The organism is Acidithiobacillus ferriphilus (assembly GCF_028215975.1).
Classification (GTDB): Bacteria; Pseudomonadota; Gammaproteobacteria; order Acidithiobacillales; family Acidithiobacillaceae; genus Acidithiobacillus; species Acidithiobacillus ferriphilus.
Genome location: NZ_CP116458.1, coordinates 1,759,239 through 1,781,996, shown reverse-complemented (window position 1 = coordinate 1,781,996; position 22,758 = coordinate 1,759,239). Strand labels below are relative to the sequence as shown.

21 protein-coding genes are annotated in these 22,758 nt (G+C 58.2%); 5 read left to right on the top strand and 16 right to left on the bottom strand.

Annotated features, from left to right (window positions below):
- Nucleotides 1-2: 2 nt before the first annotated feature.
- From ilvA to PJU76_RS08965, 4 genes are read right to left on the bottom strand one after another with little or no spacing between them, the layout of a single operon-like run.
- Nucleotides 3-1,523, bottom strand: a complete 1,521-nt coding sequence (gene ilvA, locus PJU76_RS08980; RefSeq protein ID WP_271779248.1) for a threonine ammonia-lyase, biosynthetic — start codon at nt 1,521-1,523, stop codon at nt 3-5.
- Nucleotides 1,520-1,891 carry a winged helix-turn-helix domain-containing protein gene (locus PJU76_RS08975; RefSeq protein WP_064217783.1) on the bottom strand — a complete coding sequence of 124 codons (372 nt, stop codon included), beginning with the start codon at nt 1,889-1,891 and terminating at the stop codon, nt 1,520-1,522. Before PJU76_RS08975 ends, ilvA begins: the two co-directional genes overlap by 4 nt.
- Nucleotides 1,888-2,856 carry a YheT family hydrolase gene (locus PJU76_RS08970; RefSeq protein ID WP_271779247.1) on the bottom strand — a complete coding sequence of 323 codons (969 nt, stop codon included), beginning with the start codon at nt 2,854-2,856 and terminating at the stop codon, nt 1,888-1,890. Before PJU76_RS08970 ends, PJU76_RS08975 begins: the two co-directional genes overlap by 4 nt.
- A complete protein-coding gene (locus PJU76_RS08965; RefSeq protein WP_014029538.1) occupies nt 2,853-3,062 on the bottom strand; it encodes a (2Fe-2S)-binding protein in 210 nt (69 codons plus the stop codon). The genes PJU76_RS08970 and PJU76_RS08965 overlap by 4 nt, the downstream gene beginning before the upstream one ends.
- A 352-nt stretch (nt 3,063-3,414) precedes the next feature.
- Here PJU76_RS08965 and PJU76_RS08960 point away from each other — a divergent pair, with 352 nt between their 5' ends.
- Both PJU76_RS08960 and PJU76_RS08955 read left to right on the top strand, forming a co-directional pair.
- Nucleotides 3,415-4,191 carry a GNAT family N-acetyltransferase gene (locus tag PJU76_RS08960; protein ID WP_271779246.1) on the top strand — a complete coding sequence of 259 codons (777 nt, stop codon included), beginning with the start codon at nt 3,415-3,417 and terminating at the stop codon, nt 4,189-4,191.
- The gene (locus PJU76_RS08955) at nt 4,188-5,090 is read left to right on the top strand and encodes a lysophospholipid acyltransferase family protein (protein ID WP_196762786.1); all 903 of its coding nucleotides are present in this window, start codon (nt 4,188-4,190) and stop codon (nt 5,088-5,090) included. The genes PJU76_RS08960 and PJU76_RS08955 overlap by 4 nt, the downstream gene beginning before the upstream one ends.
- Here PJU76_RS08955 and hemE read toward each other — a convergent pair.
- The 12 genes from hemE to pilM form a co-directional block, all read right to left on the bottom strand.
- Entirely contained in the window at nt 5,087-6,145 is a 1,059-nt protein-coding gene (gene hemE, locus PJU76_RS08950; protein WP_271779245.1) for a uroporphyrinogen decarboxylase, read from the bottom strand. The two genes, PJU76_RS08955 and hemE, sit on opposite strands and share 4 nt — an antisense overlap.
- 3 nt (nt 6,146-6,148) lie before the next feature.
- Nucleotides 6,149-7,549 (bottom strand): FAD-dependent oxidoreductase, encoded by a 1,401-nt coding sequence (locus PJU76_RS08945; protein WP_271779244.1) that lies wholly within the window; start codon nt 7,547-7,549, stop codon nt 6,149-6,151.
- A 28-nt stretch (nt 7,550-7,577) separates the two neighbouring features.
- A complete protein-coding gene (gene gltB, locus PJU76_RS08940) occupies nt 7,578-12,005 on the bottom strand; it encodes a glutamate synthase large subunit (RefSeq protein ID WP_271779243.1) in 4,428 nt (1,475 codons plus the stop codon).
- A 135-nt stretch (nt 12,006-12,140) separates the two neighbouring features.
- On the bottom strand, nt 12,141-13,313 hold the full coding sequence (locus PJU76_RS08935) for a deoxyguanosinetriphosphate triphosphohydrolase (protein WP_271779242.1): 1,173 nt from the start codon (nt 13,311-13,313) through the stop codon (nt 12,141-12,143).
- Complete coding sequence (gene thyX / locus PJU76_RS08930; protein WP_215849903.1) at nt 13,306-14,151, bottom strand: FAD-dependent thymidylate synthase; 846 nt, start codon at nt 14,149-14,151, stop codon at nt 13,306-13,308. Before thyX ends, PJU76_RS08935 begins: the two co-directional genes overlap by 8 nt.
- Nucleotides 14,144-15,238 (bottom strand): 3-dehydroquinate synthase, encoded by a 1,095-nt coding sequence (gene aroB, locus PJU76_RS08925; protein ID WP_271779241.1) that lies wholly within the window; start codon nt 15,236-15,238, stop codon nt 14,144-14,146. Before aroB ends, thyX begins: the two co-directional genes overlap by 8 nt.
- 105 nt (nt 15,239-15,343) lie before the next feature.
- The gene (locus tag PJU76_RS08920) at nt 15,344-15,883 is read right to left on the bottom strand and encodes a shikimate kinase (protein ID WP_271779240.1); all 540 of its coding nucleotides are present in this window, start codon (nt 15,881-15,883) and stop codon (nt 15,344-15,346) included.
- Complete coding sequence (locus PJU76_RS08915; protein WP_271779239.1) at nt 15,880-18,225, bottom strand: type IV pilus secretin PilQ; 2,346 nt, start codon at nt 18,223-18,225, stop codon at nt 15,880-15,882. Before PJU76_RS08915 ends, PJU76_RS08920 begins: the two co-directional genes overlap by 4 nt.
- A 44-nt stretch (nt 18,226-18,269) precedes the next feature.
- Nucleotides 18,270-18,818, bottom strand: a complete 549-nt coding sequence (locus PJU76_RS08910) for a pilus assembly protein PilP (RefSeq protein ID WP_271779238.1) — start codon at nt 18,816-18,818, stop codon at nt 18,270-18,272.
- Complete coding sequence (locus PJU76_RS08905) at nt 18,815-19,432, bottom strand: type IV pilus inner membrane component PilO (protein WP_271779237.1); 618 nt, start codon at nt 19,430-19,432, stop codon at nt 18,815-18,817. Before PJU76_RS08905 ends, PJU76_RS08910 begins: the two co-directional genes overlap by 4 nt.
- The gene (locus PJU76_RS08900) at nt 19,429-20,022 is read right to left on the bottom strand and encodes a PilN domain-containing protein (protein ID WP_271779236.1); all 594 of its coding nucleotides are present in this window, start codon (nt 20,020-20,022) and stop codon (nt 19,429-19,431) included. Before PJU76_RS08900 ends, PJU76_RS08905 begins: the two co-directional genes overlap by 4 nt.
- Nucleotides 20,019-21,083 (bottom strand): type IV pilus assembly protein PilM, encoded by a 1,065-nt coding sequence (gene pilM / locus PJU76_RS08895; protein ID WP_271779235.1) that lies wholly within the window; start codon nt 21,081-21,083, stop codon nt 20,019-20,021. Before pilM ends, PJU76_RS08900 begins: the two co-directional genes overlap by 4 nt.
- A gap of 225 nt (nt 21,084-21,308) precedes the next feature.
- Between pilM and tadA the strand changes: the two genes are divergently transcribed.
- The 3 genes from tadA to PJU76_RS08880 are packed head-to-tail and all read left to right on the top strand — an operon-like array spanning nt 21,309 to nt 22,712.
- Entirely contained in the window at nt 21,309-21,875 is a 567-nt protein-coding gene (gene tadA, locus PJU76_RS08890) for a tRNA adenosine(34) deaminase TadA (protein ID WP_271779234.1), read from the top strand.
- On the top strand, nt 21,856-22,287 hold the full coding sequence (locus PJU76_RS08885) for a secondary thiamine-phosphate synthase enzyme YjbQ (RefSeq protein WP_064217768.1): 432 nt from the start codon (nt 21,856-21,858) through the stop codon (nt 22,285-22,287). The genes tadA and PJU76_RS08885 overlap by 20 nt, the downstream gene beginning before the upstream one ends.
- Nucleotides 22,287-22,712: a hypothetical protein gene (locus PJU76_RS08880; RefSeq protein ID WP_271779233.1), complete on the top strand. Its 426-nt coding sequence runs from the start codon at nt 22,287-22,289 to the stop codon at nt 22,710-22,712. Before PJU76_RS08885 ends, PJU76_RS08880 begins: the two co-directional genes overlap by 1 nt.
- Nucleotides 22,713-22,758: the final 46 nt, after the last annotated feature.

Genomic DNA, 22,758 nt, shown 5'->3' with positions numbered 1-22,758 from the left:
GGTCAGCGCTGACCCTGATCCAGAAAAAACTGGTAGGCGGGGTTGGCGGTTTCCGCCACATGCGGGTATTCGAGCCGGGCGAGCAGCGATTCAAATTGCGTCATCTCGGTATCCGGCACTTCAAAACCCGCCAGTACCCGGCCCAGGTCAACGCCATTGTTGCGATAATGGAAGAGACTGATATTCCAGTGCCCGCCCAACTGGTCAAGAAATTCCATTAGCGCACCCGGACGTTCCGGAAACTCAAAGCGATAAATCCGCTCGTTCTGCGCCGCCGCGGCATGGCCACCGACCATATGACGAATATGCAGCTTGGCCATTTCATCATCACTTAAGTCCAGCGCCTCGTGGCCCGTCGTTCGTAAGCTCTCCAGCAACGCGTGGGCGTCTTCCCGATCGCGGATGGCCACACCGACAAAAATATGTGCCTGATCCCGGCGGTGCAGGCGATAGTTGAATTCGGTGACGACCCGCTGACCAATGGCCGCGCAGAAGGCACGAAAGGCTCCCGGTCGCTCCGGAATCGTGACCGCAAACAGCGCCTCGCGGGCTTCGCCCAGTTCCGCCCGCTCGGCAATAAAGCGCAGGCGATCGAAGTTCATGTTGGCGCCGGAGAGGATGGCGACCCAGGCCCCTCCCTGGCCGGAATCGGTGGCCGCCATCCGTTTGAGGCCCGCTAAGGCAAGCGCACCCGCCGGCTCCATAATGGAACGGGTCTCGTCAAAGACATCCTTGATGGCTGCGCAGATCTCGTCATTACTCACCCGCACAATCTCATCCACATATTTCTGACAGAGGGCAAAGGTGCGTTCTCCCACCTGGCGCACCGCCACGCCATCGGCGAAAATGCCGACCTGCGGCAGGGTCACCCGCATTCCCGCTTGCAATGACTGATACATGGCATCGGCCTCAAAGGGTTCAACGCCAATGATGCGAATCTCCGGCACGATGGATTTCAGGTAACCCGCCACCCCGGCGATGAGCCCGCCGCCCCCCACCGGAATGAAAATCGCTTCCAGGCCAGCACCCCGCTGGCGGAGTATCTCTGCGCCTATCGTTCCCTGTCCGGCAATGACCAGCGGGTCGTCAAAGGGTGGAATGAAGACCATGCCCGACTCGGCGATCAGCGCGTCGCAATGCGACTGCGCGTCGGAGTAGCTGTCGCCATGAAGAATGACTTCCGCACCTCGCGCCCGTACCGCATTGACTTTGATTTCCGGGGTGGTGCCGGGCATGACGATCACCGCACGGATACCCAGTTTCTGGGCAGCGTAGGCAACGCCCTGCGCATGATTGCCGGCGCTGGCGGTGATGACACCGCGTGCTTTTTCGGCGTTCGAAAGCTGGGCGATCTTGTTGTAGGCGCCGCGCAGTTTGAAGCTGAACACAGGCTGCAGGTCTTCGCGTTTGAACAGCACTTCGCGCTGCAGGCGTGCGCTCAGTTTGGGCGCCGCTTCCAGGGGCGTTTCTCGGGCCACATCGTAGACCCGGCTGCACAGCACTTCGCGGAGCAGGTTTTTCACGAAGCGTTTTCTTCCGGTGTGTGGAGTTGCATGAGTTTGCGGAATTCGGCGATATCAGGAGCGAGGGTAGCATTCGCCTTGCTTTCCATCGCCTCATAGCGCTTCAAGACTTCTTCGCCCATCTCGGTCAGATGGGCGCCGCCGCCATGGCTGCCACCCGTGGCCGTGCTGACTAGCGGTGCCAGAAAGCAGTGATTCATGGTATCCACCAGCAACCATGCGCGCCGGTAACTCATATGCATCGTGCGCGCAGCTGCGGAGATGGAGCCTTTTTCGCGAATATGGCGGAGCAGTTCGGCCTTGCCGGGGCCAACGGCGATGGCTTCTGCCAGAAGAATGCGAAGACGCGGCTGTAGATGGTCTGTCATGGGGTGCTATTCCTCTCAAAATAATCCAGCAGCGTGTTTGGCAACCAGCGCAGATGACCGGGAAAGGTTCCATCTATAAAGCCAACATGACCGCCTTGCTCGGTGATGCAACGTGTTACGGCCGGGCTTGTCTGAACATTACGCAGGCTGTTGATGGGTACAATGGGATCATCTGCGCTGTTCAGAAGCAGTGTGGGCACATTGATACGTGACAACAACGGCGCTGCGGAGCCCTCTTTCCAGAGGTGAATGGCGCCTGAGAAACCATGCACCGGTGCCGTAAAATATTCATCGAAATCATACACGCTTTTTGCCGAAAAGACCCGCGGCCAGTCCGCCAGATCCGGGTAACAGGTCTTGTAATGGCGGACGGAAGCCTTCATTTTCTGGAGAAAATACTGATTGTAGAAGCGAAAGTGACTGGATTGCAGATGCTCTGCCGTCGCGACCAGATCAATAGGGGCGCAGACGGCAGCCGCACGTTCCAGATTTTTGCGCGCCGCGTCCCCGACCTCGCCCAGATATTTGAGTAAGGCGTTACCGCCCAGGGAAACGCCGACGGCGTAGCGTGGGCGGCGCGAGAACAGTGCGCTGGCGCGCTCCAGCATCCAGCGAATCTCGGCGCTGTCACCCGCGTGGTAGCCGCGGGGCAGTAAGTTGTTTATCCCCCCGCAGCCGCGGAAATTGATAAAACAGCCCGCCCAGCCCCTCCGCCGCAGTCCCGCCGCGAGGGAGCGGGCATAATGTCCCCGCGAACTGCTCGCCAAGCCGTGAAAGAGAATAACCACGGGCGCATCGGCTGATGCGTCCACCCAGTCTACAGCGACCCGGTCGCCGTCAGGGGTTTCCCAGATTTCCCGGCGAAAATCGACAGGATCCGAGCGAGCGAAAAAGGGCGCCCATATGGTCTGAAAATCGCCACCCCTCGACCACCAGGGCGGATGAAAGGTGCGGGAAGGATTCAATCCTCTATGTAGGCGTCGTGACTGCGCAAATAAGCTTCCAGATCGTCGATGCAACTGCCGCAACCACTGCCGCAGCCCGCGTGAACCATCAAAAGCTCCATAAAGGGCAGGGGCTTGGCGCGTTGGCGCTCAAGGATTTCCTGAAAAGTGGCGGCCGAACAGCAGCAATAGGGGCTACTATCGACTTCCTCGGGGGCGGCGGACATGGCAGAACTTTCACCTCTCACAAGAATGCACTAAAGCAAAGGCATACAGTAACTATTGAGGGCATGCGGTGCAAGAGCCCGCCGCGATCCACATCAAAACTGCCGCGATTTGATGATCGGTGCTGGTATTGCCTGGTTCATGATATAAAATACTTCGCGTTGACGAAGGTTACTGGTGATGAGGACTCTTGTTAGTAAGGCCAGGACGATGCTACTTACGAAGAAAAGTTACCATGTCTGTGGGAGTCGGCGTATCATTGTCATGAAAAGTTCATGAAAATGCCGCACTATTGTCATATTTATGAGTCATAATAAGCAAGATTCATTATCGTTTTTGCACGGAGAGCCCCGTATGCTCAGCACCCAATCTCACGGCGGTACCGGTCGCGTCGCCGCCAAGAAAGAGCGCTCGTTGCGTCTCTATCTGGCGCGGCACCAGGACGAAGTAGATGCGGCACAACGATTGCGCTATGACGTATTCAGTGCCGAGTATGGTGCCCAGTTGAGTGGTCGTCCCGGGCTGGATCAGGATGAGTACGACCCTTTTTGTGAGCACCTGATTGTCGAAGATGAGGTCAGTCAGGAAGTGGTGGGGACCTATCGACTTTTCCTTCCCGAGAAGGTTGCTAGGGTGGGCCGCTATTATGCCGAGACAGAGTTTGATCTTTCACGTCTGCTGGCTTTGAATATTCGGATTATGGAGTTGGGGCGATCTTGCGTACATCCTGACTACCGTCAGGGCGCGGTTATTGCGCTGCTCTGGTCGGGGCTGGCCGAGACCATGTCGATGTGGAAAATTGATTATCTCATGGGCTGCGCAAGTGTACACAGTACCGATGGCCCGGCCCTGGGCGCCTTGTACCAGAGTCTCAATACATATCTGACGCCGCAGGAACAGCGGGTCTTCCCTCTGCGCGCCGTCCCCAATTTTGATGCGCGAGCGCAGGTGGACCCTGCCACACTGCCAAGTTTGCTCAAGGGCTATTTAAGGGCTGGAGTGCGTATCGGCGGCGAGCCTTTCTGGGATCCGCAATTTCATTGTGCAGATTTCTTCGTCTGGTGCGAAGCTGGTCTGATTGCCCCGCGCTATCAGCAGCGCTTTTTGGAACCGGTGGATGCGCGTAAATGACACGCCGTAAAAAGCCCGCCTCGGTGCTGGTGGCTTACCCGGGGCGGCGCTGGCGCCGTTCGCGGCCCAAGGCTTTGCGGCGTATCTGGCGGCTGCCGGTGCTGGTGTTTTATCTGGTTCTGGCCTTTCCGTTGGCGGTATGGACTTGTGCGCGCAAGTCCGAACCGGACGCGGCCAGTTATCGGGCTTTTTCCTGGTGGAGTCGGCGGGCCTTGCGCGTCTTTGGCATTCATTTGCGTGTGGATGGAATCGTCCCCAAATCGCCGGTACTTGTCGCCGCTAACCATGTTTCCTACCTCGATATTCTCGCACTCGCGACCTTGGTTCCCGGTCGCTTTGTGGCGAAGAAGGAAATGCGTGCCTGGCCTTTTTTCGGGATTATGGGCGAGTGGCTGGGGACGCTCTTTATCGACCGCGGCGACGCCCGTGCGAGTCAGCGCACTGTGCGTCAGGCCGGCAAAATTTTGGCGGCGGGCACCAGCGTCATCCTTTTCCCGGAGGGCACCACCAGCGACGGCAAAAGGGTGGGCGATTTTTTTGCGGCGCCTTTTGAGATCGCCTCTGGGGCAGTAGCGCCGACGATTCCGGTGGCTTTGCGTTACGAAGATGTGCTGTGCCCCGGTCAGCCCGACCCACTCTGCCCTTTTATTGGTGAAGATAGCTTGTTTGGACACCTCTGGCGACTGGCGGCGGCGGCGCCCTTGACACTGCGTGTGGAATTCCTGCCCGCGCTGGCGCCAGAATTGGGTCGCCGGAAGCTGGCAGCAACGGCTCAGGTGGCTATTGCCGATGCTTTACAGCGGATGGAGCAGGGGGCTTCAATCACCTATCTGCATAATCCCCGCCGTCGCCCTATCCGGGATGCCTGGGCAGCATGGCGGCATGGTCACGAGGGTTAGGTCGGCCGCCAGTTATGAACGCTCTCCACCAGGGTGGCGACATTTCCGATGGGGGTTTGCGGGGTGATGCCATGACCGAGATTAAAGATGTGGCCCGGCCCAGGTCCGTGGCTGGCCAGAACGCGCTCGGCCTCTGCGGCAACGCCGCTGGTGCTGCCATAGAGGGCGATGGGGTCCATGTTGCCCTGCAGTGCTATGCCATCACCCAGACGCTGGCGGGCGATACTTAACTCGGTTGTCCAGTCGAGGCCCAGCACATCGGCGCCGCTCGCCGCCATTGCCTCCAACCAGTTACCTCCGCCCTTGGTAAAGAGCAGGATCGGTACCTGGCGGCCTTCCGCCTCGCGCTTCAAGCCGGCGATGATCTCGCTCATGTAAGCAAGCGAGAACTCTGCATAAGCCGGGGTGCTGAGACTGCCACCCCAGGTATCAAAAATCATCACCGCCTGTGCCCCGGCGGCAATCTGCGCGTTGAGGTATTGGGTGACCGATACGGCCAGATGACGCAGGAGGTGGTGCAGCAGCGCCGGATCACTGTACAGCAACCCTTTGACATGGATGAAGTCGCGACTGCCGCGTCCTTCGATCATGTAGCAGGCGAGGGTCCAGGGGCTGCCGGCAAAGCCGATGAGAGGCACCCGTCCATTCAGCTCACGGCGGATGAGCCGCACCGCATCCATCACAAAGCGCAGTTCCGTTTCCGGATCGGGCTGACTCAGTGCGTCGATGTCCGCGGCGTCACGCAAGGGACGTTCGAATACCGGGCCTTCGCCCTCCTGAAATTGCAGTCCGAGTCCCATGACATAAGGAATGGTCAGGATGTCCGAGAACAGAATGGCAGCGTCCAGCGGAAAGCGATCAATGGGCTGCAGTGTCACCTCACAGGCCAGTTCCGGTGTGGTGCAGAGGGTGAGAAAATCCCCGGCACGGGCGCGGGTGGCACGGTACTCCGGCAGGTAACGCCCGGCCTGACGCATCAGCCAGACGGGGACATGATCCACCGGCTGGCGCAGGCAGGCACGCAGGAAATTATCATTCTGCAATGTGGATTTCATCACTTATACTCCCAGTTGATTGAGGATGCCCTCGGCAGCCCGGCGTCCTTCATCTACCGCAGTGACGACCAGATCAGAGCCGCGGCGCATGTCGCCCCCGGCAAAAATACGTGGGTTACTGGTCTGGAATTGTTCGTTGGTGCTGATCCGCCCATGGGCATCCGTGCTGATGCCGTGCTCCGCAAACCAGGGGGCGGGGGAGGGGTCGAAACCAAAAGCGACGATCACCGCACCGGCATCCAATATCTGCTCTGAGCCGGGGATGATTTCCGGACGGCGACGGCCTTTGGCATCTGGTTCCCCCAGGCGGGTTTCCACCAGACGCACACCCCGGGCGCCCGATGCCGCATCACCAATAACTTCGACGGGTTGGCGATTGAAGAGGAATTTGACGCCTTCTTCGCGGGCGTTGGCGACTTCCCGGCGTGAGCCGGGCATGTTTTCTTCGTCGCGGCGATAGGCACAGGTGACACTGCTGGCACCCTGACGGATGGCTGTGCGTAAACAATCCATGGCGGTATCACCACCCCCGAGTACCACGACCCGCTTGCCGGACAGACTGACATAAGGCAGGCCTGGGTCAGGCGGCAACTGCATCAGATGACGCGTGTTAGCGATCAGATAGGAGAGCGCGTTGAGGACGCCGGGCAAGTCTTCACCGGGGAAGTCGCCGGTCTTCGCGGTATAGGTGCCCATCCCCAGAAACACGGCGTCAAAATCTTCCAGTAACCTGGTCAGAGAAATATCCTTGCCGACCTCCGTATCGAGTTGAAAACGAATGCCCATTTCCTGCAATAGGTCGGCGCGGCGGGCGACGACTGCTTTTTCCAGTTTGAAAGAGGGAATGCCGAAGGTGAGCAAACCGCCGACGGCCGGATAGCGGTCAAAAACAACGACCTCGGTACCGGCGCGATTGAGGATGTCCGCACAGCCAAGGCCGGCCGGACCCGCCCCTACCACGGCAACGCGTTTGCCGTTAGGGATAATCTCAGGTGCTTCCGGACGCCAGCCGCGGGCGAGGGCTTCTTCGGTGATGAATCTCTCCAGGTTGCCAATGGTGACGGCGCCATAGCCATCGTTGAGGGTACAGGCACCCTCACAAAGACGATCCTGGGGGCAGATACGGCCGCAGATTTCCGGCAGGGTATTGGTTTGATGGGACAACTCCGCTGCTTCTTCAAGACGATTCTCGACGATGAGTTGCAGCCAGTTGGGAATGTAGTTGTGCACCGGGCATTTCCATTCACAATAAGGGTTGCCGCAATGTAGGCAACGGTCAGCCTGCAATTTGGCACTGTCCAGGTCAAAGCTGTTGTAGATTTCCTTGAATGCCTCGCGGCGTTCTTCCACGTCCAGCTTTTTGGGGTCCTGCCGCGGGTCTTCGATGAATGAAAAATAACTCATGATTTTTTCCTCGGGGTGACGCGGTTGCTCAACTCGCTTCTTCGAGCAGGACATCCAGTTTGGCGGCTTTGGGCACCACCAGCCAGACATCACGGATAAAGTGGGCCCAGTTCTTGAGCAGTGCTGCGGCATAAGCGCTGCCGGTGGTTGCTATATGTGCTTCGATATGGCGCCGCAGCAAGGCCTCGTAACCGCGCATGGACTCGGTTTCAATTCGGTGATAATTCACCAGTTCACCGTTCACCTGATCAGGGAATTGGCGGGCCTGGTCGCGGACGAAGGCGAGACCACCCGTCATGCCGGCGCCGAAGTTCACGCCGACCGTGCCGAGGATGACTATCTGACCGCCGGTCATGTATTCACAGGCATGGTCGCCGGCGCCTTCAATCACGGCGATGGCCCCGGAGTTGCGTACCGCAAAACGCTCACCGGCGCGTCCGGCCGCATAGAGATGTCCGCCGGTGGCCCCGTACAAACAGGTGTTGCCGATAATGGCCGAGTCCTGACTGGCGTAGGAAACGCCCTCCGGCGGTGCGATGATGATGGTGCCGCCGTTCATGGCTTTGCCCACGTAATCGTTGGCATCGCCATGCAGATGCAGGGTCATCCCTTGTACGCAGAAGGCGCCGAAAGATTGCCCTGCCGTTCCGTGGAGTTCGACATGCACCGCGTCTTCCCGCAGGCCGGTATTACCATGGCGTCGGGCGATTTCTCCGGCGAGGCGAGCGCCGATGGAGCGGTTCACATTGCGGATCGGATAGTGCAAACGGGTGGGGATTTGCTCGTCCAGCGCGGGTTGTGCGTCCTTCACCATGATCTCGGCAAGTTCGCCTTTGTCGAAAGGCGGATTGCGGTCCTGAGTGTGGATGTTGCTATCGGCATCGCGCAGATCGGCATTGGCCAGCAGTGGACGGAGGTTCAGATGGGCCTGCTTTTCGGTTTGTGCTCCACCGATTTCCAGCATTTGGCTGGCGCCAACCAGATCGTCAAAGCGTCGGATACCGAGTTGCGCCATGATTTCGCGGGCTTCTTCAGCGACGAAGCGGAAGTAGTTGATGACCATTTCCGGGAGGCCGGTGAAATGCTTGCGCAGGGTTTCATCCTGGGTGGCGATGCCGGTGGCGCAGTTGTTGAGATGGCAGATGCGCAGATATTTGCAGCCCAGCGCGATCATCGGTGCGGTGCCAAAACCGAAACTCTCCGCCCCCAGCAAGGCACCTTTGATCACATCCAGTCCGGTCTTAAAGCCGCCGTCGGCCTGCAAGCGCACCCTGTGCCGCAAGTGGTTGCGGCGCAGGGCGGCCTGAGTTTCCGCCAGACCCAGTTCCCATGGAGAACCGGCATATTTGACCGAACTCAGCGGGCTGGCGCCGGTGCCACCGTCATAGCCGGCGATGGTGATGCGGTCGGCATAGGCCTTGGCCACCCCGGCGGCGATCGTTCCGACGCCGGCCTCGGAGACCAGCTTGACGGAGACATAGGCTTGCGGATTAATCTGCTTCAGGTCAAAAATGAGCTGTGCCAAGTCTTCAATAGAATAGATATCGTGGTGCGGCGGCGGGCTGATGAGGGCGACGCCCTCCTTGGCGTAGCGCAGGCGGGCGATGATGCCACTGACTTTATGTCCCGGTAACTGACCACCTTCGCCGGGTTTGGCGCCCTGTGCCACCTTGATCTGCAACTCTTCGGCGTTGACCGCGTACTCTGGCGTCACGCCAAAGCGGCCTGAGGCTATTTGCTTGATCTTGCTTATCTTATTGTTGTGGTAACGGGCCGGATCTTCGCCGCCTTCGCCGGAGTTGGAACGCCCGCCGATGGTGTTCATGGCGATGGCCAAGGCTTCGTGGGCTTCTGGCGAGAGCGCGCCCAAGGACATGGCGGCGGTGTCAAAACGGCGGGTAATCGCCTCAATAGGCTCGACTTCACTGAGCGGAATGGGTTGCGCTACCGCGCGCAATTGCAGCAGGTCGCGCAGGTTGGTGGTCGGGCGCTCATTGACGAGTCCGGAAAACACCTGATAGTCGGCATAGCGCCCTGATTTCGCCGCCGTCTGCAGGCTCTGGACGACGTCTGGGTGGTAGGCGTGATATTCACCGCCGTGGACATATTTGAGCAGACCGCCCAATGGCAACGTCTTTCTGGGGATATATGCATCGTGGACCTGCTGGCGGATATCGTTTTCCAGTTGGTTGAACGACACCCCGCCGATGCGGCTGACCGTCCCTTTGAAGCAGCGCTCCACTACCACCTGATCCAGGCCGAGCGCCTCAAAAAGTTGGGTGCTGCGGTAGGAGGCGAGGGTGGAAATTCCCATTTTGGAGAGAATCTTGTAGAGGCCTTTGTCGATGCCCTTGCGGTAGTTTTCCAGTGCCTTGAAGACCGTGACCGGCTGGCTGAAGGCATGCCGCTCAGCCAGGCTGCGGATGATGGCATAGCTCAGGTAAGGGTAGACAGCGGTGGCACCGTAACCGATCAGCGTGGCGAAATGGTGAGGATCGCGGGTATGGGCGGTAGCCACGACGATATTGCAGCGAGTGCGCAGACCGGCATCAATGAGGGCATGGTGGACCGCACCCACCGCCATCAGTGCCGGGATGTAGAGCCGGTCGCGCGCCAGGGCGTGATCCGAGAGCACCAGGATAACGGCTCCGTGCCGCACCGCCTCGATGACTTCTTCGCAGAGGGCTTCGATGGCGCCCCCCAGATTACTGTCCGCTGCTGAATAACATAGATCAAAAGTCTGGCTGCGGAAGGTCGGTTCCGTGCGGCTGGTGAGGGCGACAAAGGTAGCATCGGAAAGCACTGGGGAGTGTACCTCAATGCGCCGGGCGTATTCGGGGCGCTCGGCGAAGAGGTTGCTCTCGCTGCCGATGACCGTGTTCAAGGACATCACCAAGGCTTCACGCAGCGGGTCGATGGGTGGATTGGTGACCTGGGCGAATTGCTGACGAAAATAATCGGCAATATGCCGGGTTTGCCGCGATAAGACAGCCATGGGGGTGTCGTCCCCCATGGAGCCAACGGCTTCCTGGGCGCCCTCGGCGAGGACGCGAATCACCTGGTCCTCTTCTTCGAAACTGACACCAAATGCCTTTTCACTGACCAGCAGATCGGTTACCGGCAGCGCGGGGGAGGTGTCGTTGTTGTCGCTATCGAGATGCTCAGCATACTGATCCAACCATTCCCGGTAGGGGTGGCTATTCTGGATTTGTGTGTCGATGTCAGCCGACTCCAGGAATTTACCCGTGGCCATGTCCACTGCCACCAGTTGCCCCGGCCCGACTCGGCCCTGCACGGCGATGTCGCGGTGATCGTAGTCAAAGACGCCCACTTCGGAGGCGATGTTGATGATGCGGTCTTTGGTGATGACATAACGGGCCGGGCGCAGACCGTTGCGATCCAGTGCGCAGGCAGCAATGCGTCCGGTGTTGAGCACCAGTCCGGCGGGACCATCCCAGGCCTCCATGCGCATGGAGTGATATTCGTAGAAGGCGCGCAGGGCGGGTTCAATCCGTGGGACATTGTGCCAGGCGGGTGGCACCAGCAGGCGAATGGCCTTGAAAAAATCCATACCGCCCTGCACCAGCAATTCGAGCATGTTGTCGAGGCTGAAGGAGTCGCTGCCGCCACCAACCGCAGGTAGCACCTCCGCCATGGGTAGCAGGTCGGATTGCAACTGCGCTTCCCGGGCCTTGGCCCACAGGCGGTTACCCTGCACGGTATTCAATTCGCCATTGTGGGCGAGGATGCGGAAGGGCTGGCACAAGCGCCATTCCGGCCAGGTATTGGTCGAAAAGCGTTGGTGATAGGTGACCAGCGCGGAGGCGAAGCGCGGGTCGCGGAGATCGGGATAAAAAACGGGGAGATTTTCCGGCAGCACCAAGCCCTTGTAGCCGATGACCTGAGAGGAGCAGGTCACGACAAAAAAGCCGCTCTCGTCGACAAAGCGTTTTTCTACCCGCCGTCGCAGGCGATAAAGGAGGCGTTCGTGACCGTCTGTGTCGGTGGCGTCGGGGACGCCCACAAAGGCTTGCCATACACCCGGCAGGCTTTTGAGGGCTTCATCGCCACAAGCGGCAAGGTCGGTAGGGACTTCGCGCCAGCCCAGACATCTGAGCCCAAGGTCCTGGGCTTCGGCATCCAGTGTCGTGCGGATTTTACTCGCAACCGCCTGGTCTCGCGGGAGAAAAAATTGGCCGATACCGAAATGTCTGCCGAGAGTGATGCCTTGCTCAATGGCGATAGCGCGGAAAAAGGTCTCCGGCATTTGCAGTAGTAAGCCGCAACCGTCGCCACTTTTGCCATCGGCGGCCACCGCGCCGCGGTGGGTGAGCCGTGCCAGGGAGTGGATTGCCGTCGCGACAATGGCGTGACTCGCCTGATTGTCCATCTGGGCAATCAGCCCGAAGCCGCAGGAGTCTCGTTCAAAGTCGGGGGAGTATAAGCTTTGCGTCATGTCGTCACCTGGTTGTCACCGCACCCTGTCGCCGGACTGCAAAGCAGGGCCGAGCATTATAACGCGCTCATGGATAGCATCCAAGGGCGCGGGCGCGTTATCTTTCGGGATTTTTGTGTGGAATGGTCGAGGTGCTTACGCCTCGCCATGGGGATCGAAGAGGCGGTCATACTCGGCAATGGCGAAGCGGTCGGTCATGCCGGCCACATAGTCGGCGACGACACGCGCCTGACGTTGCGTTGCGCCGCTACACTCGTTAATGCGTGCCTGGTATTTCAGCGGCAGCAGCCGCGGATCTTCCTGCAGGGCATGAAACAGCTTGTGTACCAAGCGCTTGGCTTTTTCCGATTGACGATGCACCCGCGGGTGACGATACATGCGCTGAAAAAGGAAGCGTTTGAGGGTCACCACTTCGTGGGCGATGGCCGGACTGTGGGCCGCGAGCTGGCGTGGCGCAGCCCGCACTTCCGCAATGGTGGTGATACCCTCAGCCGCGATGTGGCGCCGGGTTTCATCGACCAGATCGTGGATGAGCAGATTGATGAGGCGGCGACCCGTTTCGTGGCGCAATACGGTTTGCGAGGTCTCAGGGTAGCGCTGGTGTACCTCGGCAAAAATAGCCCCGTACAAGGTGCTGGCGCAGAGTTCTTCCAGACTCAGCAGGCCAGCGCGTAAACCATCATCAATATCATGGTTATTATAAGCAATCTCGTCGGCGAGATTGGTGATCTGTGCTTCCAGGCTGGGCTGGGTACCCTGCAAAAACCGTTCACCTACGTTTCCCAGGTCGACAGCCTTGCTTCTGGCGCAGTGCTTGAGGATGCCCTCGCGCGTCTCAAAGCTCAGGTTTAGTCCGGGGAAGTCGCCGTAGCGCTTTTCCAGGTGGTCCACAATGCGCAGGGACTGGATATTGTGCTCGAAACCACCGAAATCGGTCATGCACTCCTGCAAAGCTTCTTGCCCAGCATGACCAAAAGGGGTGTGACCGAGATCGTGGGCCAGGGCAATCGCTTCGACCAGATCTTCATTCAGAGCCAGTTGGCGGGCGATGGCGCGCCCCACTTGTCCTACTTCAAGGCTGTGGGTGAGGCGGGTGCGGTAGAGATCACCCTCGTGATTCACGAAAACCTGGGTTTTATACTCGAGGCGGCGGAAGGCGCTGGAGTGGATGACCCGATCCCGGTCGCGCTGGAAAGCGCTGCGATTGGCGGGTGGCTCTTCCGCGTAGGTACGCCCGCGACTCCGGGCAGGGTCGGCGGCGTAGGACGCTAATCCCCCGTATGACCCAACAACGCTAGCATCAGGCATTGCCAGATGGCCCCTGTACGGTATCGGCCGCTGCCGACGCCGATTCGTCTATCACCCGCTGCATGGTTTCGGCGAGCAGGGGCAGGCGCGTGGCGAACAGCGCAAAAGCCGCATCGGCATATTCGCGGATTTCATACTGGGCATCTTTCTTGCGACGCAGCTTGAAAAAATTCATCAGGCTACGGAAGTTGACGGTCCAATAGACATCCGAGTAGGCAGCAACTGGCATCACGTTGCGCAGGAGCTCGCGGGCCCGACCGCGGTAGGGGTCGCGGCCGCCTTCTTTAGGACCCAGTTTGCCGCGCTCGCGCGCCAGATCAATGCGACTGCAAGCAGCGCTGTATTGCCGCTCGTACCAGTCAAAGAGCTGCGCCATCAGCGCTTCGTATTCGGCGATGGCAGCCTCGTCCAACACCGCAAAGCCATCCACCGTGCGCGCTGCGGCGTCAGGCACATAAGCGACGGAGATCGGCTTGCGATAGCGCATGGAAAACTCATTCCAGCTGGAAATGCGGTGTTTAACCCACTGGCGCAACACGAAAATCGGCGCGATAAAGCGGAAGCGAAAATAGACGGTCTCAAAAGGCGTGCCATGTTGATCACGGAGTAACTGGTAGAGCAGGGCACGGTCGCGCTCTGAAAAGTCGTGCCCGTTTTGGAGACGTTGGTTGGTGGTGCTGATGCGCGCGGTATTGATGATGGTGGCTTCGTCCCCCCAGGTTTCTTCCAGCTCGATGAAACCGAAATTGCCAATACGGCGGGTGCCGCCCGGGTTCAGCGCGATACGTCGCGCCATTTCCTCTTGCAATTCCGCAGTCGCTTTATTGATCTCATGCATGTTCATGCTCCATGAAGGCTTGAAGGGTCTGGGCGATGGCCGCCGGGGGAACATCGCCGGTAATCACCGCACTCCCAATGCCACGCAGCAGGATGAAGCGCACCCGACCCCCTTCCGCTTTCTTGTCGACACGCATAAAGGCGAGATAATCGTCGATGGGGAACGCTGGTGCGAAGGTGGGCAACCCGGTGGCCTTAACGAGGGCGTAGATACGGTTCTGTTCGCTCTCCCGAATCAGATCGAGGCGGCGGGAAAGGTCTGCTGCCATGACGATGCCGATGGCCACAGCTTCGCCATGGAGGTACTGGTCGTAGCCGGTCGCTGCCTCAATGGCATGGCCGAAGGTGTGACCGAGGTTGAGAATGGCCCGTAACCCCCCCTCCAGCTCGTCGCGCACCACGACGTCAGCCTTGTCTTTGCAGGAGTATTGGATCACCTTGACCAGGGCGTCGGCCTCCCGGGCAAGCACAGCATCCATATGGTCTTCGAGCCAGGAGAAAAAGCCCTGATCGTTAATCAGACCATATTTGATGACCTCGGCCAGTCCAGAGCGGAATTCCCGGTCGGGCAGACTGTCCAGGGTGTCGGTGTCGGCGATCACGGCACGCGGCTGGTAAAAAGCGCCGATCATGTTTTTACCCAGGGGGTGATTGACTCCAGTCTTGCCGCCGACAGAGGAGTCCACCATGGCAAGCAGGCTGGTCGGCACTTGAATACAGGCGACCCCGCGCTGATAGACCGCGGCGGCGAAGCCGGTGATATCTCCTACGACGCCGCCGCCAAGGGCACAAAGGGTACAATCACGCCCGTAACCCGCACTCAGCAGGCGGCCGGTGATTTCCTGGATATTAGCGAGGGATTTACTCGCCTCACCGGCCGCCAGCGTGACGGTGAGCACGTCTTTTTCAAGTTTCCTCAGGGTTTTCTGTAGTGCTTCCAGATAGAGGGGGGCGACATTGCTGTCCGTGATAATGGCGACGGGGCCTGTGCTCAGAGCGGGCGCGAAGAGGGCCGGGTCGGCAAGAATACCAGTGCCTATGTGGATGGGATAGCCGCGCTGCCCCAGATCGACGCGAAGACTGTGCATGATGATTACTCTTAATGGACCGAATTTATGCCCCATTGTTGGGGTTCTTTTACGTTGAGGCAAGTGGGTCGCCCCTAGAACGCCATCTTGAGCTTGTTTCTACGGCTATCCGCGCGCGGGGATCTGCCCTGACCGCGGTTGGAGATGTCGCAGTATGCGGCGCAAAACCTGATCCGAGCGCAGACCATCTCCCAGTATCCGCCAATGCGCTGTTTCCTGATAAAGCGTGTGGCGCTGTTCTGCCAGAGTTTGCAGGCGGCTGTCCAGGTCGGTATTTTGCAGTAAGGGACGGTTACGGTCATGGCGGATACGCTTGAGTTGCTCGTCGACACTGACATCCAGATAGATGACCTTGCCCATGCGGCGTAAATGACGGCGATTAGCGGGGTCGAGTATGGCGCCACCACCAGTGGCCAGTACGATTGCTTCACTCTGGGTGGAAAGATCGGCGATCACTTTGCGCTCCCGCTCGCGAAAGCCCGATTCCCCCTCAATTTCAAAAATGGTGGGGATATCCACGCCGGTATGACTGACGATGAGCGCGTCACTGTCCACATAAGGGAGATGCAAGCGGGCGGCCAGAAGCCGCCCGATGGTGGACTTACCCGATCCCATAGGACCGATAAGGATGATGCTTCCGGTCATCGCCCGAGATTGGCGCTGCCGGATGTCCCCCCCAAGCCATCTGGGGCATCGCCGCCAATCACCTTGGGGGTCAGAAAAACCAGCAACTCCGTTTTCGCCACATTGTTGAGGTGACTCTTGAAGAGCCAGCCGAGCAGCGGGATGTCTTTCAATAACGGAACCCCGGTTTCCGTTTGGGTGGTCGAGTCCGTATAAATGCCACCGATGACGACGGTTTGGCCATTATTGACCAACAGCTTGGTTTTAACTTGCTGGGTATCAATCGGGATGCCGGAAGGCAGGGCCTGGGCATAGTTAGGTTGGTTGTTTTGTGCATCCACGTCCAGGGTGATCTTGCCGTTGGGCGAGATGTGTGGCGTGACGTTCAGGCTGAGCACCGCTTTCTTGAAGGATACCGCCGTCGCGCCGCTGCTGGTGGATTGCTGATAGGGGATTTCCTGACCCTGTTCGATGACCGCTTTTTCGTTGTCCTGAGTGAGGACTTTCGGGCTGGAGATAATCTTGGCGCGGTTATTCGCTTGCAGAGCCTGTAATTGCAGATTCAGGATGCGATTGCCCGCAGCGGTGCCCAGAGCAAAACCCAGCGATGCTGGATTGCTGCCCGCGAGGGCGCTGCCTGCGGTGGAGGGTGTCAGATTCACCAGCGCCGGAGTGGTGAAACCGGTTCCGCTGGTGGTGGAAGTTCCAGACATCGGGTAGGCGCCCCCCTGCGTCGAGGTGACCCCCGTAGCACCGGTACCCGACAGGTTGATGACGCCACCACCACCGCCGCCGGTATAGGTTCCGCCCCAATTGACGCCCAGGGACTGGGCGGCATTGGTGGTGATCTGCACAATGCGCGTTTCAATCAATACCTGTGGGACCGGGCGATCGATTTTGGTGATCAGATTTTTAATGTTGGCGATATCCTGCGGAGTGTCCCGCACCAGCAGGCTGTTGGTACGGGTTACCACTGCTACCGAGCCGCGTGGGCCGAGCAGCGAGTTGCCAATAAGACTGGAGTTCGGAATGCCCAATGCACTGGCCAGGGCTGCATTCTGTGCGGGATTCATGTTCATGCCGTTGTCGGCCCCTGCAACTCCGGGCTGCTGGTTTTGGTCAAAGCCCTGCAGTAGGGAGGCAATCTCTGAGGCTTTTGCATATTTGATCTGGATCAGTTCTGTCTCCAGTGGCTCAAGCTTGCGTTTACTGGCAGCGGCCTTCAGTTGCGCCTCCTCCTGACTGGCAATCTGGTTAGCGGGGGCCACCCAGAGAATGTTGCCGATATGTTTTGCCGCCAGTCCCTGAGACTCCAGAATCACTTGCAGGGCTTCTTTCCACGGCTCGTTCTTGAGGCGGAGGGAAAGGCTGCCGCTCACGTTGTTGGAGACGACGATGTTTTGGTGCGTGAAGTCGGCAATTACCTGCAGGGCATCGCGCACGCTGATGTTCTGAAAATCCATACTGAGGCGCGCACCGGAGTCGGGATTGCTGCCTGTCTCAGTGGTTTTGGGGTGTACATCAATCATGGTGCGTTGCCCCAGCTGATAAGCCGAGTATTCGTAAGGACCATGAATGGCAAAAACCAGCCGGGTGCTATGCCCCAGAGGATAACTATCCACATACTGAACCGGGGTACCGAACTGGCCGACCCCGAAACGGTGGGTATAGCTGGAGGGAATGACCGTGTCTTTGAGATCGACGACGAGGACGCCATTCTCGCGGGTGACGTTCATCTGCGGTTGCGGGCCGGAGATGGAAAGATCCAGAATCCCACCACCGTTCTTGCCACGCTTGAAATTCAGGTCGTTGATCTGGGTGCCCGCAGTTTGGACAGGTACGGGTATGGCAGGCGTCGCGGCGACGTTGCTGGTGGGCACACTCGCCGCGCTCGGGGCGGCGGCCACACCCTTACCCCGTTCCGCCACCAGGGCGAGGCGGTAACCGCCCGGTGTCGGTGCTACCATGATCGCCTGTGGTGATTTTAGGAGCAAATCAAGTCTGGCGTTGTGCCCGATGTTTTCCGCAAGCACATTCTCGACCGCGCCGCTGCTTGCGATCGTTCCCACCGAGCTCATGAAATGTGCATTGTTGAAATCGATCCGCAGCCGATAGCCACCGTCGAGGGAGTTGACATCATAAGCCGGTCGGCTGTTGCTGCGGATGAGGAGGGCCGTGCCATGCTGGTCCTGTACCGGAGTAACGCCGGTGATGAGACTTTCTGCCCAGGCGGCCCCTGAACTCAGGCAGAGCGCTGCCGCCATGACCGCAAGCGTCACCGGTCTCAGCGCCAAGGAGTGGAGCTGCAGGCGCGGTACTGCAACACGGCGGGCGTGGCGGGCGGTAATGGATGCTGTGCTCATCTTTTCGCTATCCTCTGTATTCTTGGGGGTTAGGCAAGTCATGTTCAGTTGCCGTTGTGCATCTGCAAAACAGTCGGTTTTTTCTGGAATCCACCGAAGGCATTGGGCAGGTATTGTTCGACGGTGACCGACCGTTTCGTCATGCTGTCATCAATGTTCACGATGTGGCCGTCATGGGTGCCAATGTAGCTGCCGATCGTCGCGCGATAGACTTTATGATCCGGTGTGCCAATCACGGCCCAGAGCCTGCCCTGATCATCCCGGACAATACCGGTTATGCTCAGGCTGGAAAGGGCATATTTTTCCAGAGGCTGGACAGGTCCATGGCTGACGGGACGTGGTCCGGTGCTGGCGGCAGCGGCCTCCTTGCGCAAAAGAAGCTCAGAGAAGCTCGTGAAGGGGTCACGGTTGATCGGATTTTCATAGGTCTTCGGCTTGTAGGTAACCGTCTTGGGCAGCGGCATAATGTGTGTGTTTGTTTTGGGGCCAGCGGCGACAAAAGCCTGAAGACGGCTGAGGTTGTCGCTATCTGAGCAACCGCTCAACAGTACCATGCCGGCAAGCATCATTAGGACGCTGAGAGAGCGTTTCATGGCTTGCTCCCCAGATAGCGATATGTGGTTGCTGTACACTGCATCACCAGTTGCTGGGCTGCCTGTGCCTTGGCCGCGCTGGTCGCCCCCGCGTTAGGCATCCGGGCGATGCCGATATTGTTGATGGTCACAATACGAGGCATGGCGGCGACCGCGGCGGCGAAGCGTCCGATGTCACTGTAAGTGCCGACCACTTTGAGCTTGACCGGGATCTCCGCATAAAAATTCTTGTTCACTTCTCCCGTAGGCTGGAACAGTTCGAAATCCAGCCCGCGACTACGTCCGGCCAAGGTTACATCATCCAGCAACGAAGGGATCTGGGTGCGGTTGGGCAACTGCTGCAGAAAGTTCTGAAAACGCAGATTCATTTCCTTGATCTGGGCTTGATAGGCGGGTAGGGAGGCGGCTAGCAGTTGTTTTTGCCGCACCTGGAGCTTCAGGCTGTCTTCCTGAGTTTTTAGTTGATGATATTGGTCGTTTTCGGGTGCAATGAACTCAAACCAGACCAGGATACCGAGAATCAGGACAATGATGGCGACGATGATGAGCTTGGTTTTGATCGGCCAGCGGATGACATCATCCATTTGCAGGTTACGGAATTCATCAAAGGTCATGGCTGAGTATCCTTGTGCTGCGCGGATGCGTCACTTTTATTCGCGGTAGCCGGTGCGCGGATGCTCATCTGCAGCGTAAATTGTCCTACCGATTCATTGCCCAGCTTGGACTTGCTGATGATGTTCAGTTCCGGCTTCGCAAAAATTTTTGAAGCTTCGATGTTGCGCATAAATGCCGCGACCTGACTGTTTGTCTGGGAATAACCATTCACCCTAATGGAATTACCCGTCTGCTGAAGTTTCGTCAGAAAGATGCCATCGGGAGTTACCCGAGCCAAGGTGTTGAAGAGTCGCACTACCATATCCCGCTGGTCTTGCAGGTCGGTAATGATGCCCTCACGGGAAAGCAGTTCATCACGTTTTTTACGCAGATCGGCAATGGACGCGATTTTTTTATCCAGTTGGGTGGTGACCCCTTGCAAATACCGCACTTTTTGCTGTTCAGCAGAGACCCGCGCACTAAAAATACTGTAGATACCGTAATAGAGCAGAGCAGCAAGCAGCAGAACGCCGATAAAGGCTAACACTAGCAGCTGACTGCGTTGTGCGCGCTGAGCCTCTCGATAGGGCAGCAGGTTGATGCGAATCATGCCGGAATCCTCCTGAGCGCCAGCCCACAGGCAACCGCCAGAGACGATCTGTCTGCATCCATAAAGCGACGGCTGATCTGAGGGGCTATTTCCATGCCCGCGAAAGGATCAGGCACGTAAACCGGAAAGCTCACGAGTTGACGCAATTGCTCTGCAAGCTGCGGAATTTTAGCGCCGATACCAAAAAGATGCACCGATCCTGCGGAAATATCCGGCATGCTGGCCTGAAAGAAGTCAAGAGAACGAAACAGTTCCTGAGCCATACTCCGGGCGAAGGGATTAAGTACATCACGCTCATATTCGGGAGGCAAACCACCGAAGCGCTCCATGCGTTCTGCGGCATTGGCATCGAGGCTATAACGACGCTGTATTTCTTCAAGCAGACGACCCAAGCCAAAGTTATGCTCACGGGAATAAACCGGATGCCCTTCCTGAAACACGTTGATATTTGTGGTGACACTACCTATTTCCACCAGAATGACCGCTCCGCCTGAGGTGTCGTGTGCTAGTGGCGATGCTCTGGTGAGGTGCTCATGTAATAACCAGAGAGCAAAGGGTTTGACATCAATGATTTTTGGTTTTAAGCCCACCTCTTCGAGGACTGCGGCACGATCTTCAATGGCTTCTTTTTTGCACGCTACCAGCAGGACATGATTATAACCTTTTCTGACTTCATCGGGTCCAAGCACCGCGAAATCAAAATTGACGGCGTCAATACTGTAGGGAATATATTGGCTGCTCTCAAAGCGAATTTGCTCTTCAATACCCACCTCATCCAATTCAGCCGGAAGAGAAATGATCTTGACGATGGCCGTATTGGCCGGCAGGGCGGTTGCCACGGCCTTGGTCCGGATGCGGGACCGCTCCAGAATGGTGTGTAGCGCCCGGCTGACGGCTGTGGCGTCCTGGATGTCACGATCATTAAGGGCGCCCGGCGGAAGTGCTTCGGAGTCCGCATGTTCGACGCGAAGCTTCCCCCTGGACTGCGAGAGTTCAACGAGCTTGACTGCGTCCGGACTAATATCCAGGCCGAGCAAAGGAGGACTTGGTAAGCGCAGCACGTTTATTCCCTTTTATGAGCTGACGAATATTACATAAATTTGCTTTGCAGAACACTCAACGGCACTTGCGCAACGCACGAATACTTTTTGCAACACGTGGGGGAAATTAGCAGCATTCCCGATTCTGTCAAGGCGCGCTGACCGAGAAATTGTTACCATAGGCGCGAAACCCGGTGGGGGTGGCCATACCAACGCGACTTTTGGCGAGAGTGATTTTGGAGTTCCATGATTTTGACGAGAGCGGATGGTCATTGCAGGGATCTGGCGTGGATGACGCTGGCGCTGGATTATGCGGCGCGCGGCGCCGTTCAGGGCGAGGTTCCGGTGGGCGCAGTGTTGCTGGACGCTGACGGCCATCTGCTGGCGGCGGCGCATAACACGCCTGTTCATAGCCATGATCCCAGTGCCCATGCGGAAATGCTCGTGCTGCGTCAGGCGGCACAGGTTTTGCGGAATTATCGGCTAACGGGTGCTACCCTCTATGTTACGCTGGAGCCTTGCGTTATGTGTGTTGGGGCGATGCTGCATGCGCGAGTTGCGCGTCTCGTCTATGCGGCGTCGGATCCTAAGACGGGCGCAGTGGAAAGTCTTTACCATCTTTTGGAGGATGGCCGCTTTAACCATCGTATCGTGACGGAGGGGGGCGTGCTGGCCGCACCATCCGCGACATTACTAAGGGACTTTTTCCGGGCGCGGCGACGCGGAAAAGGGGCAGGAGAGGCCGATGTCGCCACGGCTGAAACGGGTGTCGAAACGGGGCAGGGGAGCGGTGATGCGGCATTGCAGTCATGAATGGCAGGTGAACAATGGTGGTCGCGGCCTATATGAACTCACTCAGAAATTGCAGGCTTGGTTGCGGGAAGTCGATGCCTGGGCAGGATGGGCGAATCTCTTCGTGCCACACACCTCAGCCAGTTTATTACTGCAAGAAAATGCCGATCCGGACGTGCGGGCGGATATCCTCGATTATTTTGCGCGCTTGGTTCCGGATGGCGATCCTGATTTTCGTCATCGCAATGAAGGAACTGATGATATGTCGGCGCACCTGCGCAGTGTGCTGACTCAGAATAGCCTGATCATCCCCGTACGGGAGGGGCGGGCGGCGCTGGGGGGCTGGCAGGGGGTTTTTCTTTTCGAACATCGGGTGCGACCAATCAGCCGCCGGGTGTTGGTCAGTTTTCAAGGGGTTATGGAGGAGGGCTGATGTCTGAGTTCATGGAATTATACAACGGAATGCTGCGCGGTATTCGTGCGTGGTCGCGTTGGGATGAGTTTCAGAAAACGCTCGCAGAACAGGCCGATAATGGCTGGTATGTGTACTTCGTTGGGGTGGATTTTCCGCAGGCGCCACTTGATGCCGTGACCTTTTGCAAGGTGCTGGACGCGATCAATACCTTGCTGCATCACGACCATAAAGAGACATATCTGGGTATCGTCTATGTGGATGATTTTGAGCATCCGCGGCTGATCAAGATTTACGATCCCAACCATTTGGGGGCGTCTTGTGGCAGCAGCGGAAAGGTGATTCCAGCCGGCTGGATATTCTCGCGGGTACCTCCCGATCCTTTGGGGGAATTTGTTGTGCCCGAAGGCCGCAAACGCTGGTGGCGGGAAATTTTTCAAAACTGATTGGGTTGGCATTGCCGCCAGGCCTTTTGTACCCTTTGGCGAGCTA

Excerpts from the sequence above, each read along its gene's own strand:
- thyX (WP_215849903.1), bottom strand. The coding sequence starts at position 14,151 with ATGCATGAGATCAATAAAGCGACTGCGGAATTGCAAGAGGAAATGGCG.
- hemE (WP_271779245.1), bottom strand. The coding sequence starts at position 6,145 with ATGAAATCCACATTGCAGAATGATAATTTCCTGCGTGCCTGCCTGCGC.
- gltB (WP_271779243.1), bottom strand. The coding sequence starts at position 12,005 with ATGACGCAAAGCTTATACTCCCCCGACTTTGAACGAGACTCCTGCGGC.
- tadA (WP_271779234.1), top strand. The coding sequence starts at position 21,309 with ATGATTTTGACGAGAGCGGATGGTCATTGCAGGGATCTGGCGTGGATG.
- PJU76_RS08955 (WP_196762786.1), top strand. The coding sequence starts at position 4,188 with ATGACACGCCGTAAAAAGCCCGCCTCGGTGCTGGTGGCTTACCCGGGG.
- PJU76_RS08900 (WP_271779236.1), bottom strand. The coding sequence starts at position 20,022 with ATGATTCGCATCAACCTGCTGCCCTATCGAGAGGCTCAGCGCGCACAA.
- PJU76_RS08920 (WP_271779240.1), bottom strand. The coding sequence starts at position 15,883 with ATGACCGGAAGCATCATCCTTATCGGTCCTATGGGATCGGGTAAGTCC.
- PJU76_RS08905 (WP_271779237.1), bottom strand. The coding sequence starts at position 19,432 with ATGACCTTTGATGAATTCCGTAACCTGCAAATGGATGATGTCATCCGC.
- PJU76_RS08885 (WP_064217768.1), top strand. The coding sequence starts at position 21,856 with ATGCGGCATTGCAGTCATGAATGGCAGGTGAACAATGGTGGTCGCGGC.
- PJU76_RS08965 (WP_014029538.1), bottom strand. The coding sequence starts at position 3,062 with ATGTCCGCCGCCCCCGAGGAAGTCGATAGTAGCCCCTATTGCTGCTGT.
- PJU76_RS08935 (WP_271779242.1), bottom strand. The coding sequence starts at position 13,313 with ATGCCTGATGCTAGCGTTGTTGGGTCATACGGGGGATTAGCGTCCTAC.
- PJU76_RS08960 (WP_271779246.1), top strand. The coding sequence starts at position 3,415 with ATGCTCAGCACCCAATCTCACGGCGGTACCGGTCGCGTCGCCGCCAAG.
- PJU76_RS08915 (WP_271779239.1), bottom strand. The coding sequence starts at position 18,225 with ATGAGCACAGCATCCATTACCGCCCGCCACGCCCGCCGTGTTGCAGTA.
- aroB (WP_271779241.1), bottom strand. The coding sequence starts at position 15,238 with ATGCACAGTCTTCGCGTCGATCTGGGGCAGCGCGGCTATCCCATCCAC.
- PJU76_RS08880 (WP_271779233.1), top strand. The coding sequence starts at position 22,287 with ATGTCTGAGTTCATGGAATTATACAACGGAATGCTGCGCGGTATTCGT.
- PJU76_RS08975 (WP_064217783.1), bottom strand. The coding sequence starts at position 1,891 with ATGACAGACCATCTACAGCCGCGTCTTCGCATTCTTCTGGCAGAAGCC.
- PJU76_RS08910 (WP_271779238.1), bottom strand. The coding sequence starts at position 18,818 with ATGAAACGCTCTCTCAGCGTCCTAATGATGCTTGCCGGCATGGTACTG.
- PJU76_RS08945 (WP_271779244.1), bottom strand. The coding sequence starts at position 7,549 with ATGAGTTATTTTTCATTCATCGAAGACCCGCGGCAGGACCCCAAAAAG.